Source organism: Coleofasciculus sp. FACHB-712 (assembly GCF_014695635.1).
GTDB lineage: Bacteria > Cyanobacteriota > Cyanobacteriia > Cyanobacteriales > FACHB-T130 > FACHB-T130.
Window position 1 is genome coordinate 1 of record NZ_JACJOQ010000601.1, and the last position, 9,431, is coordinate 9,431.

Annotated in this window: 7 protein-coding genes and 1 pseudogene; 6 read left to right on the top strand and 2 right to left on the bottom strand. The window is 48.0% G+C overall.

The features are described from left to right. Nucleotides 1-387: pseudogene (locus tag H6F50_RS21940) on the top strand (hypothetical protein); the annotation flags it as partial. Nucleotides 388-541: 154 nt separating this feature from the next. On the opposite strand, the gene rimM reads toward H6F50_RS21940, so the two are convergent. Together rimM and H6F50_RS21950 are read right to left on the bottom strand one after the other, a co-directional pair. Then, complete coding sequence (gene rimM, locus H6F50_RS21945) at nt 542-1,189, bottom strand: ribosome maturation factor RimM (RefSeq protein ID WP_190430339.1); 648 nt, start codon at nt 1,187-1,189, stop codon at nt 542-544. Nucleotides 1,190-1,455: 266 nt separating this feature from the next. Next, nucleotides 1,456-2,733 (bottom strand): valine--pyruvate transaminase, encoded by a 1,278-nt coding sequence (locus H6F50_RS21950; RefSeq protein ID WP_190430340.1) that lies wholly within the window; start codon nt 2,731-2,733, stop codon nt 1,456-1,458. Nucleotides 2,734-3,201: 468 nt separating this feature from the next. Between H6F50_RS21950 and glgP the strand changes: the two genes are divergently transcribed. The 5 genes from glgP (at nt 3,202) to H6F50_RS21975 (ending at nt 9,397) form a co-directional block, all read left to right on the top strand. Continuing rightward, entirely contained in the window at nt 3,202-5,397 is a 2,196-nt protein-coding gene (glgP, locus tag H6F50_RS21955) for an alpha-glucan family phosphorylase (RefSeq protein ID WP_190430341.1), read from the top strand. Between the two features lie 154 nt (nt 5,398-5,551). Continuing rightward, nucleotides 5,552-6,388, top strand: a complete 837-nt coding sequence (locus H6F50_RS21960) for a Tab2/Atab2 family RNA-binding protein (protein WP_190430342.1) — start codon at nt 5,552-5,554, stop codon at nt 6,386-6,388. Nucleotides 6,389-6,677: 289 nt separating this feature from the next. Continuing rightward, nucleotides 6,678-7,133, top strand: coding sequence for a pentapeptide repeat-containing protein (locus tag H6F50_RS21965; protein WP_190430343.1), 456 nt, complete (start codon nt 6,678-6,680; stop codon nt 7,131-7,133). Between the two features lie 629 nt (nt 7,134-7,762). Beyond that, on the top strand, nt 7,763-8,839 hold the full coding sequence (locus tag H6F50_RS21970) for a GDP-mannose 4,6-dehydratase (RefSeq protein ID WP_190430344.1): 1,077 nt from the start codon (nt 7,763-7,765) through the stop codon (nt 8,837-8,839). A gap of 72 nt (nt 8,840-8,911) precedes the next feature. Next, complete coding sequence (locus tag H6F50_RS21975) at nt 8,912-9,397, top strand: WbuC family cupin fold metalloprotein (protein ID WP_190430345.1); 486 nt, start codon at nt 8,912-8,914, stop codon at nt 9,395-9,397. Nucleotides 9,398-9,431 lie beyond the last annotated feature (34 nt).

The window sequence follows — 9,431 nt, forward strand, 5'->3', positions numbered from 1 at the left end:
ACGAATCAAGTAGTTAGAGGCACCGTCAGCAGCGTTAGAGGCAATGTAGTCACGCTAAGACTGCCAGACGGTACAACCAGAAGTATGATGCTCTCACCAGAGGATCTAACTCGGTTGAACCTCATGCCAGGAATGGAGATTAGCGCCACATTGGATGACCAGAATATGGCTAGCAATGTGAGTATGGTTGAAGCAGCCGATGCGACAGATACTACTCGCCTCAACAGAACCCGTCGAGTGGAAGAGACAACGATTCAGCGAAGAACGGTGCAGACAACACCGTCTCCTGGTCCGACAACAACCACTGGAGAGACCACAAGCACTCCAGATACAGCTCAAACCGAACCGCAGACGACTGAGGCAGCGCCAGTGCCAGCGCTTTGGTAATGACTTCACCAGCATTCTTGAGCAATTAACAAAGAATCGTTAATGTAGCCATGCCGTCCTTTTGGGGACGGCATGGTTATTTTGGGAAAAAATTTTCCGAGATAGATTCCGAGATAGATGCTTGGTTGCGATCGCGCTGGGATTCTGAAAAAATTCAAGCTTCCTGATTCATTTCTAGCAATCCAGGCGGCGGCGTAATTTCAATTCTGCGATTCTCCAGGTCTACCACGGGCGCGATCGCTTTCACAAAAGGAATCAGAATGGTAGACGGCTTCGGTGGTTTGGGTCTAAGAACTTTCCGTTTTTTACTGGTTCGATTGACTTCCCCTTTCTGGGGTAGTTCCGGCTCATCCTTTGGCGCAACAGCTACAGGTTGCTGGTGCAACTGCACTTCCAGTAAATCGTTGCCAGCCGGAAATACATTCACCACCACGCCCAAGTTTTCTCCCGATTCTTGAAGAAAAACTTCCAAACCAATTAAGTCTAGAACGTGGTATTCATCTTCTTCCAAGATCGGGCGATCGGAAGCTTTCACCATTAACTTGGTTCCCGCGAGCGCCTCCGCTCGATCCCGATTTTCTACCTCAGCTAGCTGTACAACGTATAGATTTTTACCATCTATATACCGCCCCTTCACCAATTTCACTGGCTGCGGTTCTGTCTCGCCCGGTCGCAACATCCAACGCTCTCCCGGTTCCTCAAAGCGTTCTGGGAATTGGGATTCCGGATACACCCGCAACTCCCCTTTCATCCCTTGAGCGGCAACAATTGTGCCAATTTCTAACCACTGGTCATTGGTCATCAGCTTTCTGTATTCCGTATTCCGTATTCTTTTTCATGCCCTACCGTGTACGCACAAATCTTCTTGTACTTGCCAGTCCGGTTTTGATCCCCCTAACCCCCCGATAAATTGGGGGAGCAATCAACGTTTTGCCACTTAATCAAAGATATGTGTACACAGTAGTGAATGCTTTGATAACTGGAAGGGGCGGCGACACAGAGACTTCTAAAAGTCCGCGCTTTACTGACTTAGTTCGCATCGCCGCGAATTCTGTCCAGCAGGGCTTTCTAACATTTAACAACTGAATATACTTGCTCTACCACCTTCCCTAAGCGCTGTATCCCGATTTCAATCTCCTGGTCTGTAGCAGTCAGGCTAATACGAATGCATTGTTGCTTGTGCGCCCATTCTTCGCGCAATCCGGGGAAGAAAGAGCTACCTGGTACGACAATGACACCGACTTGCTTTAACTGCTGGTACAGTTCCCAGTCTGTAATGGGTAAATCTTGGAACCACAGCCATGCAAAGATTGCTCCTTCGCCGCGATGCAGGAACCAAGGCAAATCTTTGGGCATTGCCTGTTCGATACTGCTTTCCACAACATCAAACTTTTTCTGGTAGTAGGGGCGAATCACTGTGGTAGCGATTTCTGCTAGCGTTCCCGTTTCAATTGCACGGGCTGCGATCGCTTGCCCATACCGAGATGAATGGATACACATATTTGTCTGGAAACACTCCAGCACGTGAATCCACTTTTCATCCCCAATTGCAATCCCAATCCGTTCTCCGGGTAGCCCCGCTTTCGATAAGCTCATGCAGTGCAGGATGTTCTCTCCAAATACCGGCGTCATCTCGGTAAAATTTAACGCCGGGAACGGAGGTGCATACGCAGAATCGATCAAGACTGGGACATCATAAGGCGCAGCCAAATCGGCAATTTTTTTCACCTCGTCATCCGTGAGGACGTTGCCGGTTGGGTTACAAGGACGCGAGAATAACACGCAACCCGTATCTTCCGTAATCTTCAGTTTGCTGAAGTCCGGACGATATTTGAACCTGTGGGCAGCGGCATCAATGTCTAAAGCGGGTTTATAGGCAAATAAGGCTTCTGGGGTTAAAGTCAGACCCCCATAACCCGTGTAATCTGGACTCAGCGGCAGGATAATTTGCTTTAATTTACCGCTTGTGGTGTAGCCCCCAAAGGCATTCGCGGCAAAGAAATAAAGCGTTTGACTGCCGGGGGTAATCAAAATATTGCGATGAGTCAGATTTAGCCCGTAGCGGCGATTAAAATCATTTTTTACCGCTTCGATTAACGGCTCATAGCCTTGAGAGTCACCATAGCGACAAACTACATTCCCGTAATTTGAGCTAGCGAGCAATTCTTCGGTGTAATCCCGCCATAACTGCTCTACTTCTGGCAAAATCACTGGATTCCCAGGACTTAAATTAATATATTCCTGTCCAATACCTGCTTGCAGAGTTTCCTTAATATCCTTCATAATTGCCCGCACCCCAGTGAGGTGGGACATACAATCGCCAAATTGAGTCAGGGCAGGATTCATAAGCTAAAGCGACTTTGAAAATTGAGAGTTTAACAACCGGGGTGCCGAGTCAGTTGAGGCTTTTTCCCCCTTAGTTAATTTAATGAATCGTTGGTACTCTAACCAATTTAACTGTAATTTTCATGACTAATTGGCACAACTACAGCCAGTCTAGGGTTGAGAAAGTCGCAAAACCGGCTGTTTAGATTAGGCACGGTTTGGGCGTTGTCTGATAAAACTTAACAAAACCATAATCTTCCTTAGATTACTTGACTAATTTTTGGGGGAAAAATGTAAAGAGTGTAAAAAAACACAGTTTATATAGGAAATCCTGTAAAGCTATAAATCGGGCTGGATAGCAGGATGTTTTTAGGCTCTTAGCGCCTCTACTTTTTTTAGCTAAAAGCCAAACAACCCGTAGAAGATAACACGCTCCCTATCCAGACGAACGTCAAGAGCAAGCCTGTCAAGTGTAGTGCAACGGAATTTATGACAACAATTGAAACGCTGCGTGCGAAGCTACCGTTTCCTCTCAAGCGATTGGCAGACCTGGCATATAACTATTGGTGGAGTTGGACGAGCGATCGCACTTCTCTATTTCAGAACATTAATCCTGATGAATGGCACCGCTGCGGACATAACGCTGTCGCCATCTTAGAATCAGCTTCTTTAGTGCGCCTCACCCAGCTCGCTCAAGACCCCGCTTATATCAAACGGGTGAATGCACTTGTCGAGCAATTTGACAAGTACATGAACGAAAAAAATGCTTGGGCGTCTCGCGTCGCGCCGCAAATTTCCCCACAGCGACCTGTCGCCTATTTTTGTGCGGAATTTGGCATCCACGAATCCCTACCTATCTACTCCGGCGGTTTGGGAATTTTAGCCGGAGATCACCTCAAGTCCGCCTCTGATTTAGGCGTGCCGATGGTCGCGGTAGGGCTTTGTTATCGCCAAGGTTATTTCCGTCAACGGTTGAATAGTGGCGGTTGGCAGGAAGAAAACTACGTTAACAATCCCTTTGACCAGATGCCCCTGGAGTTGCTCAAAAACCAGCAAGGGGAACCCATCACCATTGAGATGGAAATCCGGCAACGGATTGTCAAAGCCCAAATTTGGCTGGCGCGAGTCGGTCGCGTCAATCTTTACCTCCTAGATACCGACCGACACGACAACGATCCCATTGACCGCTGGCTGACGGGGCACCTGTACGGCGGCAACCAAGAAACCCGCATCGCCCAGGAAGTCGTGCTGGGAATTGGTGGCGTTCGGGCGCTGACAGCATTGGGGATTACTCCGTCGGTGTGTCATCTGAACGAAGGTCATGCGGCATTCTGCACCCTAGAGATTGCGCGACAAGAAATTCAGCGTACCGGCAAGTCTTTCTATGATATCGAGGCAGCGGTGCGCGATCGCTGCGTCTTCACCACCCACACTCCCGTTCCCGCAGGTCACGATGTCTTCTCCTCAGACCTGATGGATTCCTACTTTGCTCACTACTGGCCTACATTGGGTCTGTCGCGCGAGCAATTCCTCGCCTTAGGGGCACGCCGCCTGGGCGACCCTTGGGAACCCTTCGGCATGACCGTCTTAGCTTTGCGGATGTGTCGCACTGCTAACGGCGTCAGCGACCTGCACGGTCAGGTTTCCCGCAAGATGTGGAACATTCTCTATCCCGACCGTAGTGAAGAGAAAGTGCCCATTGGTCACATTACCAATGGCGTCCATGCGCGTACCTGGACAGCACCCCTGATGGGCGACCTCTATTCCCAGTACCTGGGTGAAGATTGGTCAACCCGCATGGCTGACAAACAGATGTGGGCAAAGGTGGACGGAATTCCTGATGAAGAAATCTGGTGGCGGCACCAAGTTCTCAAAGAGTGCCTGATTGCTCATACCCGTTCTAAAGTGAAATTGGCACGGATTAGTCGCGGTGAAGAGCAATTCCGCATTGATGCCGCCGACAAGCTGCTAGACCCCAACGTGCTGACGATCGGATTTGCACGACGCTTCAGCCCTTACAAGCGGGGTGATTTGCTGCTGCGGGAAGCCGAACGCGCCTTGAGGATATTTGGGAATTCCCAACGCCCCGTGCAGATTGTCTTTGCCGGTAAAGCGCACCCTCATGACGAAGAAGGCAAGCGGATTATCCAGCGGTTGATGGAGTGGTGCAAGCACCCAGACATTCTCAACCGAGTTGCCTTAGTTGAAGATTACGACATCTACACGGGTCAACATTTGGTGCAAGGTGTTGATGTCTGGCTGAACAACCCGCGTCGTCCTTTAGAAGCCTCCGGTACGAGTGGGCAAAAAGTCTGCTTCAACGGCGGCATTAATTGCAGTGTCCTCGATGGCTGGTGGTGCGAAGGCTATCAAGAAGGGCAAGATGGCAAGGGAAGCAATGGCTGGGCAATCGGTGAAGATGCCCACACCAGCGACCAGGAGTTGCAAGACCGGATTGATTCAGAATCTCTCTACCACCTACTAGAAGAGGAAATCGTTCCTCTCTACTATGACCAAGATGAGAATGGAATTCCTCATCGCTGGATTCAAATGATGAAGGCGTCGATTAAGACAAATTCGCCGCTATTCAACACTGACCGAATGATTGCCGACTACGTGACTCAGGTGTACGCGCCGGGAACTTCCGTAGGCACTGAACCAATTCTGGCGAGTGCGCTGGCGTAGCAAATTTGTAGGGGCAAACGGCGCGCCCCTACATTAGGTATGAATTGACTCGATTTTGAGCTAAAAGTAGGGTGGGCAGTGCCCACCTGCTTTTTTTTGAACCGCAAAGAAGCAAACCGCAAAGAAGCAAAGGACGCAAAGGAACAGAGAACAGATGAATCGGGTTTGGCAAGCTGATTTTTATCGGCGTCCTCTCAAAGATGAAAAAGGGCAGGTGTTGTGGGAATTGTTGCTTTGCGACGCCACACGCAGCTTTAGTTATGACGCTTTTTGTCCTCAATCTGAAGCGAATGCTAGCTGGCTGGTTTCTCAGTTGCAGCAAGCAGCGGGTGGAAATCTGCCGCATCTCATCCAAGTGTTTCGTCCCCAGTCGTTAAGTTTGATTCAGGCAGCGGCGCAACAACTGGGTATTCAGGTGGAAGCGACTCGACGCACTGGGGCGCTGAAGGAATATTTGCAACAGAAGGCGAAACTATATCCCAATCTCGATAACTATACCTACACTGGCGAACTCCCATCGCTGGACAAACCGCCGCCAGTCCCATTGCCAGAAAACCTTTGGGGAGAACAATGGCGATTTGCCACGCTTCCGGCGGTTGCTGTGGTGGAGGCTTTTGCAGAACGCCCGATTCCGATTCTGGAGATGCCAGAATTTCTCTTGCCGATCAATCTGGGTTTAGCGTCTACGGTGCCCGTTCCCGGTGTGGTAATTTACGGTGGGCGGCAATCAATGCGTTTGGCGCGTTGGCTACAAGAAGCCCGTCCCGTGTCTCTTAATTACATTGCGGGTGCGCCGGATGGGTTGGTATTAGAGGCTGGGTTGGTTGACCGCTGGATTGTTGCCACTTTTGAGGATAAAGAAGTTACGGCAGCAGCTCAAGCTTATCAACAGCGCCAGCAGCAGAGTCGGGGATTGCACTTTTTGCTGGTGCAACCGGATGAGTCGGGGATGACTTTTAGCGGCTTTTGGTTGTTACGAGGAGAGGATTGAGGTTCTTTCTCTACCAAAAGATAGATTAAAAGCAGATCGATGCGATTTGATGCGATCGCGCCTTGCACCCGGTACGCTCAACCCAGATTGAAGATGCAAGAGCGGGAAAATTTCATCGCATTTTATCCCAATTAAGCAGTGTCGCAATCCTGCTAACGAGTGATTAAATCCTATGTTCTCTATCACAAGTTATATGTGGCATCAATCAATGTCTACCACAGAATCTTAGTGAGATAATAAAGGGGTGAGGAAGAAAACGGAACAACCTTTTTGATAAAGGGGGAGTATTATGAAACTCAAGCTATTCGCGACCCTAACATTACTCGCTCCACTATTTTTAACTATGCCAGTGAAAGCGGAGAATCCGCTACACGTAAAACAGCTATTGTCAACGAGAGAATGTGTTCGCTGCGATTTATCAGGAGCCGATCTCAGCGGCGCACATTTGATTGGTGCTGACTTGAGAGAAGCCAATTTGCAAGGCGCTAACCTGACGAATGCGAACCTCGAAGGTGCCGATCTGACGAAGGCAAACTTGACAGCAGCTAATTTAACATCAGCTTTTGTAACGAATGCCAATTTTCAGGAAGCCAATCTCAACGCCGTAAATTTTACGAACGCTAAAATTTATGACGCGAATGTGTATGGGGCATCAATGGATGACCTGATTCTCACGGATGCTGAAATATTTAACACCGGAATCGGTATTGGTGGGGAAGATGCCGATATTCCTCGTTGGGACTAAATGGCGCTAATTAGCGCTTAGGATTTTACGGAGAATCAGGGAAGTCTAATAGATTTCAAACGAGTGGCTTCCCTATTTCCACCACCTATAAAATTGCTCTTGTGAGCATCCATTGATATTAGTCTGGAGTACCCAGCCCTTCAGAGGTTTCACCACCTCCGGTGTTACTCCAGCTTGATGTTACTCTTCCAGAGATTTGAACCCAGTTACCCTATTTTCGCACTGCCCGGACAGTATCGCTTCTATTGAGTTTAGCGATCGCTTGTGATTTAGTGCTGGAACTTTTTTGGATATTGAGATTATTAGCGTTAATAAATGAACAGACGCCTTGGTTTTGTGCAAAGGCTCAAGCTTATATGAACAGCGCCAGCAGCAGGGTCAGGATTGCATTTTTTACTTGTGTAACCTGATTGATGGTGGGATGACTTAGAGCGGCTTTTGGCTGTTTTGAGGGGAAGATGGAAACTCCGAAGCCTTCCAAGACTATGATTTCAAGCAACTTTAAAGAGTTTCTGCAATCTCTGGTTAGAGTTTTGGTTCGCCGATGGCTCATCTCATCAGTGCGATCGCAAAATCCATAAAAAACTAATTCTCTCACAAAAAAGTAGTGTGCATCACACTCTGGATAGATGTGCAAACTGTATATTAGTGCATGGTTAGTTCTAAATTTAGGTGCATCAGTGATTGATATTCTGCGCGGTCATCGAGTGTTAGTAACCGGAGCTTCCGGTTTTATGGGTTCTTGGTTGACTGAGTGCTTATTAGAGCAGGGCGCGACGGTGACGACGATACTGGCTGACTGGAACCCAGACAGTCATTTTGTGCGTAGTGGAATCGTTCATCGTGTCAACAATGTTGTCGGGTCAATCGAGGATTACGATTTACTTGAAAAGGTAATTGGCGATCGCGGCATTGATACGGTGTTTCACTTAGCAGCAGTGTCGGTAGAAGGTTTGGCGTTTGAGAAACCTCGACTGGCATTTGAGATAAATATTCGTGGCACATACAACATTTTGGAAGCCTGTCGCGTCCGTTCAGATTTGGTGCAGCGGGTAATCGTGGCATCAAGTGATAAAGCCTACGGTGATAGTCCCGTCTTACCCTATACAGAAGATATGCCAACGCTGGGCAGACATCCATACGATGTCTCTAAAAGCTGCGCTGACCTAATTGCTCGAAGCTACTATCACAGCTACGGGTTGCCTGTGGCTGTAGGGCGATTTGGTAATATTTACGGCGGTGGAGATTTAAACTGGAGCCGACTAATCCCAAATACGATCCGAAGGCTACTGAGCAATGAAAGTCCTCTCATTCGTATGCCCGATAAAGGTAATTTTATGCGGGACTTTTTATATGTCAAAGATGCAGCCCATGCCTATATTGCAATGTTTGAAGGGCTAGCTCGTCCAGAAGTTCATGGAGAGGCTTTCAACTTCGCAATGGGTGGTAGTTGGACGGTGCTAGAAGTCGTGCAAAAGCTCCAGCAACTGATGAATTGCGAACACATAGAGCCGGTAATTATGAATCAAAGCCACGGGGAAATTTGGCACCAGCAGGTATCGGCAGAAAAGGCGCAAAAAATGCTTGGGTGGAGTCCCCGATATTCTTTTGATAAAGGACTAGCTGAAACAATTGAGTGGTATCTGGAGTATTTATCACCTTCAATGGTGGGCAATATTCCATCTTCAGTAGTATTAAGTGTCTAGTTGATCGGAAGTATTTTTACCCTACCTTCTGACCAGACTTCTAAGTCTGGTCAGAAACTTCCTTGGAGAAAAATGTTTAAACGTCTCGACCAAAATTTAATAGATACAGTTGCTCAACAGGCATCCAGTAGCGATCGCTTACGACAAAGTTACAACTTCCACGCTTTAGATGAAAAAGTTCAGCGATCGCTTATTTGTCTGCAACCAGGGACTTATGTGCGTCCCCATCGCCATAAACGGGAAATCGGTCACAATGGATTCGAGCTGTGCCTGATTTTGCAGGGAGCCGTAGGAATGCTTCTATTTAACGATCAAGGCGCAATTATTCACCAAGAACAGATTAGTGCCGATGGAACAACTTCTGGTATTGAATTCCTCGAAGGAACTTATCATACACTGATCGCTTTAGTACCAAATACTGTAATTTTTGAAGTTAAAGAAGGGCCTTACGATTCCACTACTGATAAAGAATTTCTTTCATGTTTCCCTCTGGAAGGAACGATAGCGGCTGAGAAACTGGTGCAAACCTGGCATAGTTACTTTGTTAGCCCAATATAATTCGCTCCATGCCACGCCTATCTTGTGATGGTTT